The organism is Brachybacterium sp. B718/18, from assembly GCF_055454375.1.
In genome coordinates this window covers 558,597-574,121 of sequence record NZ_JBVDDO010000001.1, presented here as the reverse complement: position 1 = coordinate 574,121, position 15,525 = coordinate 558,597, and the positions used below count along the sequence as shown (strand labels likewise).

General features: G+C 69.9%; 18 protein-coding genes. 11 read left to right on the top strand and 7 right to left on the bottom strand.

Translation table 11 applies throughout. The features are described from left to right. Positions 1-51: 51 nt before the first annotated feature. Positions 52-621: a TlpA family protein disulfide reductase gene (locus ACZCAH_RS02810; protein ID WP_464339614.1), complete on the top strand. Its 570-nt coding sequence runs from the start codon at positions 52-54 to the stop codon at positions 619-621. After that, positions 621-1,388, top strand: a complete 768-nt coding sequence (locus ACZCAH_RS02805; RefSeq protein ID WP_464339613.1) for a cytochrome c biogenesis CcdA family protein — start codon at positions 621-623, stop codon at positions 1,386-1,388. The genes ACZCAH_RS02810 and ACZCAH_RS02805 overlap by 1 nt, the downstream gene beginning before the upstream one ends. A gap of 30 nt (positions 1,389-1,418) precedes the next feature. On the opposite strand, the gene ACZCAH_RS02800 is transcribed toward ACZCAH_RS02805, so the two are convergent. Next, positions 1,419-2,495: a sensor histidine kinase gene (locus ACZCAH_RS02800; RefSeq protein WP_464339612.1), complete on the bottom strand. Its 1,077-nt coding sequence runs from the start codon at positions 2,493-2,495 to the stop codon at positions 1,419-1,421. Positions 2,496-2,562: 67 nt separating this feature from the next. Beyond that, a complete protein-coding gene (locus tag ACZCAH_RS02795; RefSeq protein WP_464339611.1) occupies positions 2,563-3,276 on the bottom strand; it encodes a response regulator transcription factor in 714 nt (237 codons plus the stop codon). A gap of 164 nt (positions 3,277-3,440) precedes the next feature. Between ACZCAH_RS02795 and ACZCAH_RS02790 the strand changes: the two genes are divergently transcribed. From ACZCAH_RS02790 to ACZCAH_RS02770, 5 genes are all read left to right on the top strand, one after another. Further along, a complete protein-coding gene (locus tag ACZCAH_RS02790) occupies positions 3,441-3,695 on the top strand; it encodes an SHOCT domain-containing protein (RefSeq protein ID WP_464339610.1) in 255 nt (84 codons plus the stop codon). Positions 3,696-3,708: 13 nt separating this feature from the next. Further along, positions 3,709-5,211 (top strand): multicopper oxidase family protein, encoded by a 1,503-nt coding sequence (locus tag ACZCAH_RS02785; RefSeq protein WP_464339805.1) that lies wholly within the window; start codon positions 3,709-3,711, stop codon positions 5,209-5,211. A 336-nt stretch (positions 5,212-5,547) separates the two neighbouring features. Next, the gene (locus ACZCAH_RS02780; protein ID WP_464339609.1) at positions 5,548-7,743 is read left to right on the top strand and encodes a heavy metal translocating P-type ATPase; all 2,196 of its coding nucleotides are present in this window, start codon (positions 5,548-5,550) and stop codon (positions 7,741-7,743) included. Positions 7,744-7,769: 26 nt separating this feature from the next. After that, the gene (locus ACZCAH_RS02775) at positions 7,770-7,997 is read left to right on the top strand and encodes a metal-sensing transcriptional repressor (protein WP_464339608.1); all 228 of its coding nucleotides are present in this window, start codon (positions 7,770-7,772) and stop codon (positions 7,995-7,997) included. Next, entirely contained in the window at positions 7,994-8,668 is a 675-nt protein-coding gene (locus ACZCAH_RS02770; protein WP_464339607.1) for an HAD family hydrolase, read from the top strand. The genes ACZCAH_RS02775 and ACZCAH_RS02770 overlap by 4 nt, the downstream gene beginning before the upstream one ends. 16 nt (positions 8,669-8,684) lie before the next feature. Here ACZCAH_RS02770 and ACZCAH_RS02765 read toward each other — a convergent pair whose 3' ends face one another. Then, a complete protein-coding gene (locus tag ACZCAH_RS02765; RefSeq protein WP_464339606.1) occupies positions 8,685-9,056 on the bottom strand; it encodes a hemerythrin domain-containing protein in 372 nt (123 codons plus the stop codon). Between the two features lie 250 nt (positions 9,057-9,306). Between ACZCAH_RS02765 and ACZCAH_RS02760 the strand changes: the two genes are divergently transcribed. Both ACZCAH_RS02760 and ACZCAH_RS02755 read left to right on the top strand, forming a co-directional pair. Beyond that, complete coding sequence (locus ACZCAH_RS02760; RefSeq protein WP_464339605.1) at positions 9,307-10,065, top strand: class I SAM-dependent methyltransferase; 759 nt, start codon at positions 9,307-9,309, stop codon at positions 10,063-10,065. A 94-nt stretch (positions 10,066-10,159) separates the two neighbouring features. Further along, a complete protein-coding gene (locus tag ACZCAH_RS02755) occupies positions 10,160-11,356 on the top strand; it encodes an MFS transporter (RefSeq protein ID WP_464339604.1) in 1,197 nt (398 codons plus the stop codon). Between the two features lie 49 nt (positions 11,357-11,405). On the opposite strand, the gene ACZCAH_RS02750 is transcribed toward ACZCAH_RS02755, so the two are convergent. Both ACZCAH_RS02750 and ACZCAH_RS02745 read right to left on the bottom strand, forming a co-directional pair. Beyond that, a complete protein-coding gene (locus tag ACZCAH_RS02750; RefSeq protein WP_464339804.1) occupies positions 11,406-12,287 on the bottom strand; it encodes a helix-turn-helix domain-containing protein in 882 nt (293 codons plus the stop codon). A 107-nt stretch (positions 12,288-12,394) separates the two neighbouring features. Next, positions 12,395-12,976: a TetR/AcrR family transcriptional regulator gene (locus ACZCAH_RS02745; protein ID WP_464339603.1), complete on the bottom strand. Its 582-nt coding sequence runs from the start codon at positions 12,974-12,976 to the stop codon at positions 12,395-12,397. Positions 12,977-13,117: 141 nt separating this feature from the next. Between ACZCAH_RS02745 and ACZCAH_RS02740 the strand changes: the two genes are divergently transcribed. Together ACZCAH_RS02740 and ACZCAH_RS02735 are read left to right on the top strand one after the other, a co-directional pair. Further along, complete coding sequence (locus tag ACZCAH_RS02740; RefSeq protein WP_464339602.1) at positions 13,118-13,432, top strand: DMT family transporter; 315 nt, start codon at positions 13,118-13,120, stop codon at positions 13,430-13,432. Beyond that, entirely contained in the window at positions 13,432-13,818 is a 387-nt protein-coding gene (locus tag ACZCAH_RS02735; protein WP_464339601.1) for a DMT family transporter, read from the top strand. The genes ACZCAH_RS02740 and ACZCAH_RS02735 overlap by 1 nt, the downstream gene beginning before the upstream one ends. 21 nt (positions 13,819-13,839) lie before the next feature. On the opposite strand, the gene ACZCAH_RS02730 is transcribed toward ACZCAH_RS02735, so the two are convergent. Both ACZCAH_RS02730 and ACZCAH_RS02725 read right to left on the bottom strand, forming a co-directional pair. Continuing rightward, on the bottom strand, positions 13,840-14,604 hold the full coding sequence (locus ACZCAH_RS02730; RefSeq protein ID WP_464339803.1) for a TrmH family RNA methyltransferase: 765 nt from the start codon (positions 14,602-14,604) through the stop codon (positions 13,840-13,842). 79 nt (positions 14,605-14,683) lie between these two features. After that, a complete protein-coding gene (locus ACZCAH_RS02725; RefSeq protein WP_464339600.1) occupies positions 14,684-15,478 on the bottom strand; it encodes an ABC transporter ATP-binding protein in 795 nt (264 codons plus the stop codon). Positions 15,479-15,525: the final 47 nt, after the last annotated feature.

Below are 15,525 nucleotides of genomic sequence, written 5' to 3'. Positions count from 1 at the left end.
GCCAGCCCCGATGCGTGGAGCGGGGCGCAGCCCGGCGCGAGTCGTCGGTCCGTGCTCCGACTTGGCGGGGGTCTGCTCGTCGCTGTTCCCCTCCTTGCGGCGTGCAGCGGTTCCTCGGATGCAGCGAGCGATGCAAGTGCCGGATACGTCTCCGGAGACGGTGTCGTTGTCGAGATCCCCCCAGAAGGTCGCGCCGACCCCCTGGCGTTCCAGGGAACGACCTACGACGGAGACGACTTCGACTCCACGTCGCTGCGTGGCGCCCGCTTGGTGGTCAACGTCTGGTACGCCTCGTGCCCACCGTGCCGGGTCGAAGCCCCAGCGCTGAAGGCGGTACACGCCGGGTACGGCGCCCAGGGGGTGGAGTTCGTGGGGGTGAACACACGGGACAAGGCCGGACCGGCCGCTGCATTCGAGGAGACATTCGGCATCACGTACCCCTCGATCCCGGACCCCGATGGGGCAGTGCTCTATTCCATGGACGGCAGCGTCTCACCGAACGCGGTCCCCACGACATTGATCCTGGATGCCGAGGGACGAGTCGCCGCCCGGATCTCGGGCGCGGCCGAGCAGAGCACCCTCGAGAGTCTCCTGGAGACCGTTCTCGCGGAAGGTGCCTGATGGGGGAGCTATTCGCTACCACCGTTCTAAGTGGGCCGCTGGCCGTGGCACACCTGTTGTCGATCGTGGCCGGTCTGGTCGCGTTCCTGTCCCCGTGCGTGCTCCCGGCAGTCCCCGGTTACCTCGGATATATCACTGGACTCACCGGGCAGAGCACAGGATCGCGCGACGCCAGCGGTCCCGGGGAACGTCCGTGGCGCCTAGTCGCCGGTGCGGTGTTGTTCGTCGGCGGCTTCACCGCGGTGTTTCTGGTGATCGGCGGGTTCGTCGGCGCTCTCGGTTCACTGATGGTCCAGTACACGAGCGTGATCAATCGGGTCTCCGGAGTGCTGGTCATTCTCATGGGCCTGGTGTTTGTGGGCATCTTCCCGCAGCTCGCTGGGGAGAAGCGGATCCGAAAACGCCCCGACGCCGGGCTCGCCGGCGCCCCGCTGCTCGGGATCACGTTCGGCTTCTCCTGGACCCCATGCATCGGTCCGACGTTCGCTGCGGTCGCGGCCCTCAGTCTCGGCGAGGCTTCTGCCAGTCGCGGCGCGCTTCTCGCTCTTGGCTACGCGATCGGACTCGGGATCCCGTTCATCCTCTTCGCGATCGTGTTCCGGCGCGCTCTGGGGATCTCGCGAGCACTGGCGAGGCATCGACGCATGCTCCAGTTCGTCGGAGGGTCCGTGCTCATCGCGATCGGCATCCTGCTGGTCACGGGGGTGTGGGAAACGTGGATGGCTCTGCTGCAGGTGCGGATCGGCAACTTCACCACGATCGTCTGAGGACGTAACCGACCGGGCGCGACGACGACGTCAGCGGTCTGAGCTCGCTCGAGGAAGTCTGATGGTGAATGTTGCACCCTGTCCGGGCCCGTCGCTGGCGGCGGTCATGGTCCCGCCATGCGCATCGACCAGGGCTCGGCTGATGGTCAGGCCGATGCCTGACCCGGAACTCTCTCGGGCGCGGGAGCTGTCGGCGCGGAAGAACCGTTCGAACAGGCGGGACCGGTCCTCCGCGATGAACCCCTCGCCGTCATCGGTCACCGCGATCTCCACGGTGCCGCTGTGGACGGCTGCCGAGACGGTGACGGTGCCTCCGGGAGAGGTGTGCCGAAGAGCATTGCTCAGCAGGTTCCCGAGCACCTGGGCGAGGCGGTCGGGATCCGCGTGGATCGTCGCAGGTTGGTGGAGGTCGATGTCTTGTCGCAATGCCACTCCGGCCGTCTCGAACCTCTCCCCCCATTCCTGCAGGGTTGATGCCAGCAGGCCATCAACCGTGATGGGTCGCAGCTCCACCGGAAGCTGACCTTCCTCGGCCCGGGACACCTCGCTGATGTCGTCGGCCAGTCGGGACAGTCGAACGGTCTGCCCGGCGAGAATGGGCATGGCGATCTCGGGCCTGATGACACCGTCCGCCATCGCCTCGTGGTGCGCAGAAAGGGTGGCGATCGGGGTGCGCAGCTCGTGGGCGAGGTCGGAGAGCAGTTGGCGTCGAGTCTCCTCGACCGTATCCAGACGTGCCGCCATGTCGTTGAGCGTGGCGGCCAGAGAATCCAGCTCCGCCCCGGCCCCGACGGACGGCACGCGGTTGGCGTAGTGGCCACGGGACAACTCATCGACGGCCGAGGTAAGGCCGTGAAGCGTCTGGCGGAGTCGTCGCGCCAGGCTCCAGGTGACGACACCCGCGGCCAGAAGCGAGACCACCAATCCGACCCCGAGGGCGAGTGCGAGCGCGTCACGGTAGGCGCGCTCGATGTGGAAGAGCTCGGAACTGCCCACGGGGAGGTCGGTCTGGAGTAGGTGGTAGTGGAAGACCGCAGGCCCGATGAGCACCGTCAGGACCGCGATCGTGAGCGCCCCGGCAAGCAGCACGATGAGCTGTCCGATCATCAGGCGGGAGGCCAAGCTGGTGCCTGAGCGAACCGGTCGAACGGCTGAACGTGAAGGGGTCACGATCTCATCCCTTTCCCATGCGGTAGCCGATACCCCGCACCGTGGTGACGAACCGTGCCGTCTCGGCCGTCTCCTCAAGCTTTCGTCGGAGGTTGGCGATGTGCACATCGACGAGATGGTCATCCCCGACCCAGCTGTCACCCCAGACCGCCTCCATCAGCTGGCGGCGACTGAACGCCTGGCCCGGGCTGTGAGCCAGGGTCACTAGCAGGCCGCGCTCGGTGGGAGTCAGCGGAAGTGTGCGGCCGGCGAGCCGTACTTCCTGCGCAGTCGTGTCGATCTCGAGCTCGCCAAACGTGCGGACAGCGCTCATGGACGCACCCCCGGATTCGCCGCGCGGCCGGCGCAGCACGGCCTGAACGCGGGCCACGAGCTCACGCACGCTGAACGGCTTGGTGAGGTAATCATCGGCCCCCACCGACAGGCCCACCAGCCGATCCACCTCCTCGGATCGTGCCGTCGTGATCAGCACGTAGCAGTCGGAGAACTCTCGGATCCTCCGCATCACCTCCAGTCCGTCAAGACCCGGAAGGCCGAGGTCGAGCACGATCACGTCCGGCGACAAGGTGCGGGCCATCTCCACCGCTTCCGGTCCGCTCCGCGCGCTCGCAGTCCCGTAACCGGCCTTCACGAGATAGGCCTGGACCACATCCGACAGCGCCGCTTCATCCTCGACGACGAGAACCATCGCGGCCGCCCGATCCACTTCACTCCTCATGAGCACCAGTGTGGTCTCCGATCCTGGACGCCGGGGGTCCGCCCCGGTTTTCAAAGGGGATCTGGACCAGATCTTGAGGAACTCTCGACGAGACCTTCGTTCGCCGCGGAGATCCTGGTGGGGACCGTGTCGCGTACGAACTCGACCCACCAAGGAGACCTCAGATGATGCCGACTGACGAGTTGCAGTGGCTGATGTGGGTGATGGTCGCCATCCTCCTCATTCTCCTCTGGGCCTCCGCACTGCTGCTGGCGCGCGCCGTGCTGCCGGGACGTCCCCGACGGGCTCGGGACGAGAACGAGGCGATCGGAGAACTCTCACTGCGCCTCGCTCGAGGAGAGATCACGGCCGACGAGTTCGAACAGCGCCGACAAATTGTCCTGGACGCGTTCCCGGACCGACCCCGAACCTCCACATAGAAGGACTGCACCTGTGAAGAGAATTTCCCGCCGCACCGTGTTCACCGGAGGTCTCGGAGCCGCAACGCTGACGCTCGCCGCATGCGGCAATCGCACCACCCCGCCCGACACAGGAGCATTCCCGCCTCCTCCTGCCCTGACGCCGGAAACCGGTCAGAACGTCGTCGCCCAGACCCTCACCGCGGCACCGACAACGGTGGATCTCGGAGGGAAGACGGTCTCGACCTGGGCTTACGGCGAAAATCTCCCCGGGCCGCTGATCCGAGCCACGGCCGGTGACCTGCTGCGCATCACGCTCGAGAACCGCCTGCCCGAGACCTCCACCATCCACTGGCACGGAATTCGACTGCACAACGCTGCCGACGGCGTACCCGGAATGACCCAGGACCCAGTCGAACCGGACACCTCGTTCACCTACGAGTTCGTCGCCCCCGATCCCGGCACCTACTTCTTCCACTCCCACGTCGGCCTGCAGCTCGACCGCGGGCTCTACGCCCCCCTGATCATCGATGACCCCGAAGAACCCGGTGACTACGACGCCGAGTGGATCGTGACTCTCGATGACTGGATCGATGGCACCGGACAGACTCCCGACGACGTCCTGGCCGCGCTGACCGGCGCCGGAGCCTCGGACGGCGGGGGCATGGGCCACGGCGACATGCCCATGGGCGAAGGTAGGTCCGGCGGTATGGATCATGGGGAGATGCCGATGGGCGATGAGCCCTGGGGCGACGCCGGCGATGTGGCCTACCCACACTTCCTCGTCAACGGCCGGGTTCCGGAAGCGCCGGAGATCTTCGAGGCGAAGCCCGGCCAGCGAGTGCGCCTTCGCCTGATCAACGCCTCCGCCGACACCATCTTCGCCCTCGCGCTCGGAGACCACGATCTCTCCATCACCCACTCGGACGGATTCCCCGTCCAACCGGTCACCGCCAAAGCGGTCTACCTCGGCATGGGCGAACGCTACGACGTCATCGTCACCGTGAAGGACGGCATGTTCCCTCTCGTAGCGCGCCCCGTCGGGAAGGCCAGCGGCGGCCAGGGACTCGCCGTACTGAAGTCCGGTGCCGGGGAAGTGCCCGCTCCGGATATCCAGGTCCCAGAGCTCGACGGGGAGATCCTCATCGGATCCACCCTGGAACCGGCCGAGGCCGCGCGACTCGAGGACCGCGCCGTCGACACTGAGCTCGAACTCGCGCTCCAGGGCTCGATGCAGCCCTACCAGTGGGCCATCAACGGAGCACCCTACGGACAGAACACTCCGCTGAGTATCCGTGAAGGGCAGCGGGTGCGGATCATCGCGACCAACCAGACGATGATGAGCCACCCCCTCCACATCCACGGCCACACTTTCGCCCTGCCGTCGGGACTGCGTAAGGACACGGTGATGCTGGCACCGATGGAATCGTTCGCTCTCGACGTCGACGCGGACAACCCCGGCCGATGGGCAGCCCACTGCCACAACGCCTACCACCAGGAAGTCGGCATGATGACCGGCATCGACTACGCCTCCTGACGTCCCCGAACGCTCTCGTCCCCGACGCCGAAGGAGGCGGACGTCGGGGACCTATGAGCCAGCGGGGCCCACGCGCCCCTCTACAGCGCACAGATCCACCAGCATCTCTACCTCGCCGCGGGACACACCGGCCGCTCCGGGACTGCGCAGACCACGTCCACAGATCCTCTGGTCCTCATCCATGAGCGAGCTGGACAACTCGTCGGCGTCAGCGGCCTAGACGCCAGCGCCAAAGTGATGAACCGCCTGCCGCGCCTCCACACCTCTCTCGCATCAACTCCGACAGCTGAATCCACACCCTCGACACATACCCCCTAGGGGTATATGTTCGGGGGTATGAACGCTGGCAACCACACCCACCATCACGACCACGGGGAACCCGGCACGCAGCACGCCCACCATTCCCCAGCACCCCACGACAGCCCCACCGCCATCGCCGAGCAGGACGCCCCCGGCGCACACCACGACCATGGATCGCACAGCGGCCATGAGGGCCACTCCGGACACGAGAACCACTCGGGACATGGTGGTCACGCAGGGCACGCCGGTCATGGGGACCACGTCGCGCAGTTCCGGCAGCTGTTCTGGCTCAACCTGCTCATCGCGGTGCCCGTCGTCGTCTTCTCCCCGATGTTCGCGATGCTCCTCGGATACAGCGTTCCCGACTTCCCCGGCGCCCTGTGGATCGCCCCGATCCTCGGCACCGTCATGTATGTCTGGGGTGGCCGCCCGTTCCTCACCGGCGCTGTCTCCGAGATCCGTTCCCGCCAGCCGGGAATGATGCTCCTCATCGGCCTCGCGATCACGGTCGCGTTCATCGCCTCCTGGGGAGCCACCCTCGGGCTCCTGGATCATCAGCTGGAGTTCTGGTGGGAGCTGGCCCTGCTGATCGTGATCATGCTGCTGGGGCACTGGGTCGAGATGCGCTCCCTCGCGCAGACGACCTCCGCACTGGACTCCCTGGCCGCGCTGCTCCCCGATGAGGCGGAGCGCATCGAGGGCGACGAGCTCGTGAGCGTCTCGCCGAGCGAGCTGCGGCACGGTGACCTGGTCCTGGTGCGCCCGGGGGCGAGCGTTCCCGCGGACGGCACGATCCGCGAGGGACGCGCCGATGTGGACGAGTCCATGGTCACCGGCGAATCCCGTCCGGTCACACGCTCCACCGGAGACCCCGTCGTGGCAGGCACCGTCGCCACCGACTCCAGCCTTCGCATCGAGGTCACCGCGACCGGCGATGACACTGCCCTGGCCGGTATCCAGCGCTTGGTGACCGAAGCGCAGAACTCCTCCTCCCGAGCTCAGCGCATCGCCGACACTGCAGCAGCGTGGCTGTTCTGGTTCGCTCTCGGCGCCGCCGTGATCACCGCGATCACCTGGTCGCTGCTCGGCATGCCCGATGACGCCGTGGTCCGCACGGTAACCGTGCTGGTCATCGCCTGCCCCCACGCGCTGGGACTGGCGATCCCGCTGGTCGTCTCGATCGCCACCGAGCGAGCTGCCCGCGGCGGCGTCCTGGTGAAGGACCGCCTGGCACTGGAAGCGATGCGCACCGTCGACGCCATTCTGTTCGACAAGACTGGCACCCTCACCAAGGGCGAGCCCGCCCTTGTCGAGATCATCCATCGCCATGCGCAGGCGGCCGAGGTGCTGGCCCTGGCGGCCGCCGCCGAGGCGGAGAGCGAGCACCCCCTCGCCCGCGCGATCGTCGCCAAGGCCCAGGCCGACGGAATCCAGATCCCTACGGGCTCCGACATCAGCTCCACCCCCGCCCTCGGCGTGAGCGCCCGGGTGGGCGGGCACGAGATTCGCGTCGGCGGTCCCCGCCTGCTCGAGGAGACCGGCGTGGGCGAGATCGAGGAGGCCGAGGCTTGGCGTGAGGAGGGCGCGATCATCTTGCACGTCCTGCGTGACGGGGAGGTGATCGGCGGCCTCAAGCTCACCGACGAGGTGCGTCCCGAGTCGCGTGAGGCGATCGACGCGCTGCACGGCCTCGGGGTCGAAGTCGTCATGATCACCGGCGACGCCGAGGCCGTCGCGAACAGTGTCGGTCGCGAGCTCGGCATCGACCGCGTCTTCGCTGGCGTGCGCCCCGAGGACAAGTCCTCCAAGGTCGCCAAGCTCCAGAAGGAGGGCAAGAAGGTCGCGATGGTCGGCGACGGCGTCAACGACGCCCCCGCTCTTGCCCAAGCAGATGTCGGCATCGCGATCGGTGCCGGCACCGACGTCGCGATCGCCTCCGCAGGCGTAGTGCTCGCCAGCTCCGATCCGCGCTCGGTACTCTCGGTCATCGAGCTTTCCCGCGCCGCCTACCGGAAGATGAAGCAGAACCTCTGGTGGGCCGCCGGCTACAACCTGCTGTCCGTGCCGCTGGCAGCGGGGATTCTCGCTCCCATCGGAGTTGTGCTGCCGATGTCCGTCGGAGCGATCCTCATGTCCCTGTCCACCGTCGTCGTCGCCCTGAACGCGCAGCTCCTGCGACGCCTCGACCTGCGTCCCGAGGCGACAGTCGCCGCCGTACGAACTCGCAGCTGACCCTCTCTCATCGAACGGAATCGATCGTGTCCACTGTCCCGGAAACCACAGAAGACCAGGCCTGCCACAGCGGGCCTCACGGCTACATCCAAGACAAACCCCGCTACCTCAACCGCCTCAAGCGCATCGAAGGCCAAGCCCGAGGGATCTCCCGCTTCGTCAGCGAGACCTTCGCCTTCGAGGACTCGGTCGCCGCCTTCGAGCGCTTCCTCGAGGGCCGCCCGACGGACGTGAAGATCCAGATCACGCTGTGAGGCGGCCGCCGCTGGTCCTCCTGGACCTGGACGGAACCCTGGTGGACCGGCAGCGGGCCTTCGAGGACTGGGCGCGGTCCTTCCTCGACGGGGTCGGTGCCGGTCCGGGTGACCTCGACTGGCTCGTGGAGGCCGATCGGGGCGGGTACCGACCGCGCGCCGAGCTCGCGGCGGAGATCCGCCGGCGGCTACGCCCGGAGGTGACGGCGGAGGAGCTCCAGGAGCATCTGCGCCTCGGTGTCGTGGAGGGCATCTCCGCCTATCCGGGGATCATCCTGGCGCTGCAGGCGCTGCGCAGGATCGGTGCGCAGCTGGTGCTGGTCACCAACGGCACGGTCGTGCAGCAGACGGCGAAGCTCGAGCGCACGGGTCTCGGTCGCCTGCTGGACCGGGTGGTGATCTCGGAGGCGGCCGGGCTGGCGAAGCCGGATCCGCGGATCTTCGCCCTCGCCGTCGACGGGATGGATCAGAGCGGCGAGACCTGGATGATCGGCGATCATCCGACGGCGGACATCGAGGGAGGCCGCGCTGCGGGGTTCTCGACCGGCTGGGTCACCCACGGGCGGTCGTGGCCCCACCCGTGGGAGCCGACGCTGTCCGCACCGACCACGGCGGATCTCCTGCACGCTCTCGTGAGCGGAGCCCGAGGAGCGGCGTCGGAGCCGCTGTGAGCGGCCCCGACGCTACTCACAGCGTCCCCAGCGCCTCCCCCGGGTCCGCGTCGAGGTCGAGGCCCTCGAGCACGGTGAGCAGCTGCCGCTCCTCGTAGCGGACGTGGCTCTCCATGATCGCGGCGATGCCCTCGAGATGGCCCGCGAGCACCGCCGGGGAGGAGCGCGAGGCCACCGCCGCCTGCAGACCGCCGAGCAGGTGGCCGATCATCGAGTGGTCCTGCTCGAGCGCGCGCAGCACCGGCGCGAGATCGGGATGGGCGGCCGCGATCGCCGGGAACAGGGTGCGGTCCTCGCCGGGGTGGTGGGCATCCAGCGCGCTGCAGAACCCGTGGCAGAACAGCAGCAGCTCCCGGGCGGGATCCTCGGCGGGATCCCCCCGATCCACGGCCTCGCGGGTGATGCGCAGGGCTTCGCGCAGGCGCGCGCCGTATCTCGTGGCTCCAGGCGATGAGGCGGGTCGTCTCGCGCTCAGTCACGCGCGGACCACGGGGGGCGACGAAGTCATCGTCGGTCTCCCTCGGTTCGGCGCCTCCATGCCTGACACGGTCTGCCACCGGCACGCGACGCTGGCGGGAACGGTACCAGGGCGGTGCAATCCGCTGGACGAGCGCGGCGGGCGGTGCCAGTCTCGGGCGATGAGCACCCACGAGCACACCCGCGCCGCCTGGGAGGACGCCTCCCAGAAGCATGTGCGGGAGTACGCCGAGCATCTCGAGCAGGCCCGCACCTGGCGCCTGCTGCCGGTCGAGGAGGAGATGCTCGGCCCGTTGCTCCCCGGCTCCGCGGTCCTCCACCCGCAGAGCGGTCATGGCCTCGACGACCACGCCCTGCTGCGACTCGGCGCCGCCTCGGTGCACGGCCTGGACTACAGCCCGACGGCGGTCGCGGCGGCGCAGCGCCGGGCCGACGAGCTCGGTGCCGGCTACCGCTACGAGGTCGTCGAGCTGCCGGAGACCGGACTCGAGGACGGGATCGCCGACCTCGTCTACACCGGCAAGGGCGCGCTGATCTGGATGGCGGACCTCGACGCCTGGGCGCGGGAGATGCACCGCCTGCTGAGACCGGGCGGGCACCTGTTCGTGCTCGAGGCGCATCCGCTCGTGCCGCTGTGGGCCTGGGACGTCGACGAGGCCCGCGTGCGACCGGACCGCGGCTACTTCGCGCCGAGCCACGTCAACGACACTTTCCCGGCGCGCGGCGCGACCGAGCATCAGCGCACCCTCGCCGAGCTGGTGATGACCGTGCAGGGCGCGGGCTTCGAGCTGCTGCACCTGGCCGAGCACCCCGAGCCGTTCTGGCAGCCGGACGGGGAGGAACCCGCCGCCTGGGACGGCCGCCTGCCCAACACGATCAGCCTGCTCGGGCGTCGGCGGCGGGACCGACAGCCCGCCTGACGGCCGGAGGAAGGGGTGCCCTGCCAGGTCCTCCCGAGCCGGGTCGAACTCTTCTAAGGTGCCCCGAGACCCCTCCCGACCGTCGAAGGACCCCATGACCGCCGCCGCCCACCGGCACTCCCCCGCTCCCCGCCTGCTCGTGCCCGCCTCGGCCCTGCTGTGGGGACTGCACTCCTCGCTGCTGAGCCCCGCGCTCGCCCTGATCCTGGCGACGCTCTACGACGCCTCCACGGCGGACATCGGCTGGACCCTCGCGATCTACAACGCGGGCGGCTTCCTCGCTGCGCTCGTGCTGCCAGCCTGGGCTGACCGGCGCCGCGCCTACCTGCCGCTGCTCATGGCCGCCGCGGGGCTGACCATCGCGCTCGCCGCAGCCCTCGCCGTGGCCACCACCCTGCCGTGGGCGACCCTCGCCCTGGTGGTGCTCGGCGGACCGGCGGGTCTCGGCACGACGATGCTCTTCGCGCACCTGCGGGACGCGGGCGAGAGCACCTCCTCGATCGTGAACACGCGCGCGATCATCTCCGCCGCCTGGATGGGCGGGCCGCCGCTCGCCACCGCGATCATCGGCTGGCTCGGGCCGCGCGGCATCCTCCTCGCGCTCGTCGTGATCGCGGTCGCGAACATCGCCACCACCGCCCTGATGATCAGCCGCCATCGGACGCAGAGCGGTGAGGTCGCCGCGCCGGCGCGCTCCCCGCACGGCCTGCCGCCGGGCAGCCGTGCCGCGACGCTGCTGATCATCGGCGCCTTCGTGCTGTTCCAGGCCACCAATGCGACGGCGATGACTTTCATGACCCTCTACATCACCCAGACGGTGGGCCTGCCCGTGCTGTGGGCGGGCGTGGCGCTCGGACTGACCGCGGCGCTCGAGGTGCCGGCGCTGGTGATGGTCGGGCGGCTCGGCGATCGCGTGTCGCACCTGACGCTGGTCGCCGCCGGCGCGGTGCTCTCCGCGATCTACTACGCGGGCCTCGTGGTCGTCACCGAGCCGGTGCTGCTGCTCGTGCTCCAGATCCCCAACGCCCTCGGCTTCGCCGCGATCTCGGGGATCGGCCTCGCCCTGTTCCAGGACATGATCCCCGGGGCGGGCGTGTCCACGGGTCTGTTCATGAATGCGCGGCGCGTGGGCGCGGTGCTGTCCGGGCCGATCATCGCCGCGGGGGTGCTGCCGCTGCTCGGGCAGCGGGGAGTCTTCGTGATCTGCGCGGTCCTCACTCTCGCCGGCCTCGCCCTCATCCCGCTCGCGAAGCGGCTCGCGGGCCCACCGGAGCCGGCGCCCGCCGGGTGAGCCGGCCCGGTGCTCCAGGACCCGGCCCGAGGCGTCCCGCCCCCGGCGCTCAGGCGCGCTCCGCCGCGGCGCTCCCGTTGGAGGCCGGGGCGGGTGAGGTCTCCGCGAAGCTGCCCAGCAGGCGGAGCCGGTCCGCGCTCGGGGTGTCCGGCGCGGCGGTGTACCCGAAGAGGAACCAGTCGGGATGGGCGGGCAGGGCCATCGCCTCGTAGCCGAGCTCGAGGTCGCCCACCTCGGGGTGGCGGATGCGCTTGATGCCGGTGCGATGGTGGCGCACGTCGTGCGCCGCCCAGCGCACCCGGAAGTCGTCGCTGCGTGTGACCAGCTCGCCGATCAGGTCGGTCAGGCGCTTGTCCCGCGGGCTCTGGCCGGCATAGGTGCGCAGGGTGGCGACGATGCCGGCGGCGTTCTCCTCCCAGTCGGGGAAGAACGTGCGGGATGCGGGGCTGAAGAAGACGAACCGCGCGGTGTTCCCCCGGGCGGCAGGGTCGCTGATCACCGGGGCGTACAGGGCGCGGCCGATGGGGTTCGCGGCGATCAGGTCCATGCGGCGGTCCCGCATCCACACCGGCACGGGGATCGCGTCGACGAAGCGCTGCAGGCTCGGCGGGACCTCGGTCTCGGCGGGTCTGACCCGTCGGCGCGCCGGCGGGCCCGCGGCCTCCGCCAGGTCGTGCAGGTGGTCGGACTCCGCCTCGTCGAGCTGCAGGGTGCGGGAGATCGCCTCGAGCACTTCCGGGGAGACGCCGCGCAGGTCACCGCGCTCGATCCGCGCGTAGTACTCGACGCTGATGCCGGCGGCCATGGCGACCTCCTCGCGGCGCAGCCCGGGGACGCGCCGCCTACCGCCGCCGAGGATCCCCGCCTGTTCGGGCGTGATCCGATCGCGACGTGTGCGCAGGAAGTCGCTCACCTCTATTCGATGGTCCATGGGGGCACCGTAGTGCGTCTCGCTCATCCCGCCAGGCTAGGTCGGCCCGACGACCGGAGGGAGGACCTGTCGGTTCCCCCTTGGCCGCCGCGTCCGCGGCGCGGTGCTCAGCGGGTGGCGAGGGATGCCAGGTGCCGGTCGAGCGCCGCGATCGCCTCGTCCTCGCCGGTCCCGGGCGGACGCCGAACCACGTGGAGGGCCAGCCCGTCGACCAGGGCGTGGAGGCGGGCTGTCTCGACCGCCCTGACGGCCGGGTCCTCGTCGCCGCACAGGGCGCTCAGGGCTTCCGCGCACACTCCGCGGATCGCCTTGTGGAGCTGGAGGTGGAGGGGCACCAGGGCCTCGTCGGTCATGGCCGCCGTGCCGAGCTCGAGCGTCACCTCCATCTCGGCCCGGCGCGTCGCATCCAGCGGCAGGAGCTCGTGGAGCACCGTCCGCACCCAGGGTGTCCCGGCCGGCTCCCCGGCGGCCCCTATCCGCTGCCGGAGCCGCTCGAGGAGCAGCTCCATTGCCTGCTCGCGCAGACTCGCCTGGGTGGGGACCGCGTAGCGGAGCGAGCTCGGGGCGAGCCCGGCCTCGGCGGCGACGTTGCGCACCGACAGGGCTCCCAGCCCGTCCCGGGCGAGGACCCTCAGGGCGGCGCCGGCGATCTCCCGCCGCCGGTGCTCGAGCTCGTCGCGCGTGGTCATCGGGGTCTCCTCGTCATGCGGGAATCCTCGCACAGCCGTGCGAGATGGTGATCTCTCTGGCAGAAGCTTCCCGAAGCTCGTACAACTGTGCGACTCTTGAGATGTCGCACAGTCGTACGAACGAGAGAGGGTGAAGGACCGATGAGCTGGATCGTGCTGATCGCCTCCGGGATGCTGGAGGCCGTCTGGGCGCGCGCCCTGGGCGTGAGCGAGGGGTTCACGAAGAAGGGGCCGACGGTGCTGTTCGCCGTCGCGCTCGTGCTGAGCATGGTGGGTCTGTCCCTGGCCATGCAGACGATCCCCGTCGGCACCGCCTACGCGGTCTGGGTCGGCATCGGCGCGGTGCTCACCGCGCTCTACCCGATCCTCCGTGGCGAGGAGACCCTCGGGGCCGCACGGGGATTCCTGCTGGCTGTCCTCATCGGCTCCATCGTCGGCCTGAAGGCGGTGGCGTGATGGTGTGGATCGTGCTCGTGGCCAGCGCCTTCCTCGAGGCGGTCTGGGCCAATGCGCTCGGTGCGAGCGACGGCTTCACGAAGCTGCTCCCCTCGCTCGTGTTCATCGCCGCGGTCATCCCGGGGATGGTCTCCCTCGCCTGGGTCGCGAAGCGGATGCCGATCAGTACCGCCTACGCCCTCTGGGCCGGGCTCGGCGCCGCCTTCACCGTGCTGTGGGCGATGCTCGCCGGCACCGAACCGGTCACCGTGCTGAAGGTCCTGATGCTGACCGGCATCGTCGGCAGCGTCGTGGGGCTGAAGCTGCTCAACCCGGTGACGACGAAGGCCGCGAAGCCCGAGGAGTCCACGGAGTCCGAGGAGACCTCCGCGGAGACGGCACCGTAGGAGGAGGTGCCCCCGGGCGACTCAGGCGCGGCCCAGCATCGCCCGACGCTGCCAGAACACCACGGCGCTCGCCGCCGCGACGTTCAGGGAGTCCACTCCCCCGGCCATCGGGATCACCACGTGCTCGTCGACGGCCCGCAGGGTCGCGGGCTTCAGGCCGTGGCCCTCTGCGCCGAGGACCAGCGCGACCTTCCGATCCGCCCCGAGATCGACCTCGTCGAGGGAGCGGGCTCCGTCGGTCAGCGCAAGGGCGAGCACGTCGAAGCCCGCCCCGTGCAGCACGTCGATCCCCTCGCCGGGCCAGGCGGGCAGGCGGGCCCACGGCACCTGGAAGACGGTTCCCATGGACACGCGGATCGAGCGGCGGTAGAGCGGGTCGGCGCACTGCGGGGTCACGAGCACCGCGTCCACGCCGAGCGCGGCGGCGGAGCGGAACATCGCGCCGACGTTCGTGTGGTCGACGATGTCCTCGAGCACGGCGACGGTGCGGGCGCGCGCCAGCAGCTCTGCGACGTCCGGCAGCTCGGGCCGCTGCATGGCCGCGAGCGCTCCGCGGTGGAGGTGGAAGCCGGTGAGCCGCTCCAGCAGGGCCTCCTCCCCCACGAACACGGGCACCTCGGGGAAGCGCTCGTAGAGCGGTGCGAACCTCTGGAGCCACTTCTCGCTCATGAGGAAGGAGCGGGGCGTCATCCCGGCGTCCATCGCGCGGGAGATCACCTCGTAGCTCTCGGCCATGAACAGGCCGCGCTCGACCTCGACGCGGGAGCGGAGTTTGACGTCCGTCATCCGCAGGTAGTCGTCGAGGGCGGGGTCGGCGAGATCGGTGATCGGTCGCAGCTGCTCGCTGCGGTCCTCCGTCACCGGGTCAGTCCAGGGACAGCGAGCGGGCGGTGAAGCGCTCCCCGCGCTGCTCGACCACGAGCGGCAGCCCGAAGGTGCGGGTGAGGTTCTGGGAGGTGAGGGTCTCGGCGATGGGGCCGACCGCCACGATCTTCCCCTCGCGCACCAGTGCCGCGTGGGTGTACCCCGGGGGGATCTCCTCGACGTGGTGGGTGACCAGCACGGTCACAGGGGTCGCCGGGTCCTTCGCGAGGCGCCCGAGGGAGCGCACCAGGCCCTCGCGGCCGCCGAGGTCGAGGCCGGCCGCGGGCTCGTCGAGGAGCAGCAGCTCCGGGTCGGTCATCAGGGCCCGGGCGGCGAGAACGCGCTTGCGCTCGCCGGTGGAGAGGGTGCCGAACATGCGGTCCGCGAGGTGGCCGACGCCGAAGGCGGCCAGCAGCGTGCTCGCCCGCTCGGTGTCCATCTCGTCGTAGGACTCCTGCCAGCGGCCCACGATCGAGTAGCCCGCCGTCACGACCACGTCGAGCGCCTTCTCCTCGACGGGGATGGTGTCGGCCAGCTCCTGGCTGGCGAGGCCGATCAGCGGGCGCAGCTCGAAGATGTCCACCCGCCCCAGCTGCTCGCCGAGGATGGTGACGGTGCCGCTCGTGGGGTGCAGACGCGTGGAGAGCAGCCGCACCAGGGTCGACTTGCCGGCGCCGTTGGGGCCGAGGACCGCCCAGCGCTCGCCCTCGTGGATCTCGAGGGACACGGAATCGAGGATGTTGCGACCGCTCCGGCGGACGACGACATCGGAGAAGGAGGCAGCTGCGACGGACATGCTCCGAGCCTATCGTCAGCAGGGCGTCGGGGTCGGCACCGACCGGC